At 44.9% G+C, this 1,547-nt stretch carries 1 protein-coding gene; it reads left to right on the plus strand.

All coding sequences use genetic code 11. The features are described from left to right. Window positions 1–114 precede the first annotated feature (114 nt). Entirely contained in the window at window positions 115–1,254 is a 1,140-nt protein-coding gene (locus BQ7480_RS17445; RefSeq protein ID WP_072541216.1) for a helix-turn-helix domain-containing protein, read from the plus strand. The last annotated feature ends 293 nt before the right edge of the window (window positions 1,255–1,547 follow it).

Consider the following 1,547-nt stretch of genomic DNA (forward strand, 5'->3'; position numbering starts at 1 on the left):
CATTGTTCTTTGACATACATATGAAAAATAAGGGGGTTAGATGATAAAAAGCTCTGATTAGAGGCCTAATACGAACGGATTTTTGTAAATTCGCAAAATTTTTAGAAATCCGAAATGATAATACAAGGTCCTGAAATATATTATGCGGCATCCTGCCTGATACTGGTCGTTACGTCACTGTTTTGTGCGTTGGTGCGTTATTTCCACATGTGCCGTCCGTTTGACGAGGAAGAAGCCTATTTCTATCCGGCCCGCAAGCTCATCACGATTGTCTATGCCTGTTTCGCCCTGCCTGTGGTATGGCTTTTCCGCATGGACAGCCCGGACGCATACTTCTTTATGCGTGTTTTTCTTATGCTGCTGTTGCCCGGTGCGGGCGTGTTGTCGTTCCGCCGGTTTTTCTTCAGCAAGACAAGACACCGCAGACTGATATTTGTATTGTCCGGTATCATTCCTCTTGTCATTATACTGGTCTGTTGGATATACGGCTGGATTGGTGGAGATACCCTCTACCGCCATCGTGATATGCTTCTTCTCCTTATCGGAGGATATTCCCTGCTGCTTACAGCCATGCTGTTGCATACCACAAGCTGGCTGTTGCGCCAGATTCGCCTACACATGCAGGAAGAATATTCCAACAGTGAAGATTTTCCGGTACGTTTTGCCGGTTTTGTCGTATTCATGCCGGTGCTGTATCTGGGAGCCGCATGGTGGCTGTTTTTTACAGGCGACCATAATTATAACATGTGGTTCCAGCTGGTCATTTCTGTCATGCACATCGTACTTTTGATACGGATATTGCATCCGCAACGAAAAGAATATCGGGAGGTGGTAGAAGAAACGGAAGAACTCATAGCGGAAAAAATAGAAACGGTACTGTCCGACCGGGGAAGCGGCAGCAGCCTGCTGTCTGTTGATGCCAAGGATGAACTGGAAGCGAAAATACGGGCAGCATTGACCGAGGACAGGCTTTACCTGAATCCGAACCTGAAAATCGGCGAACTGGCAGATGCGGTAAAGAGCAACCGGAAATATGTATCCATTGTCATGAAAGAACGTTTCGGTTCCTTTTATAAGGAACTGAACCGGCTCAGGATTGAGGCCGCTGTCCGATACCGGGAAGAACACCCTTCGGCAAGCCGTGAAGAAATTGCTACACATTGCGGTTTTTCCAATGTAAGGACTTACAGCCGAAACCTGAAATCCGGGATGCAGGACAAGAACACAGAAGGACAATTTAAGGAAATTCCCTGAATTGTCCCTCATTATGAGCATTTTTCCTTGAATTGTCCTTCAAATTTTCTAAGATTGTCCTCTCACTTTCCGTTAAAATCCGCTAACTTTGCAAGCGGAATTTAATAATTGAATGACAATGTATTTTGATTTACAGCACATTTCAGGAAATATGGCAATCTGTTCAGGCAACATTCCGTTGTCCGCTGCATCGTGCATATACCTGTATTCAAAAAAGTGTCTTGTAAATTTGGATATGTGTGAGATTTGTGTAAACACACACACACACACACACACACACACACACACACACA

The sequence above is a fragment of the Bacteroides mediterraneensis genome, from assembly GCF_900128455.1.
GTDB classification, from domain to species: domain Bacteria; phylum Bacteroidota; class Bacteroidia; order Bacteroidales; family Bacteroidaceae; genus Phocaeicola; species Phocaeicola mediterraneensis.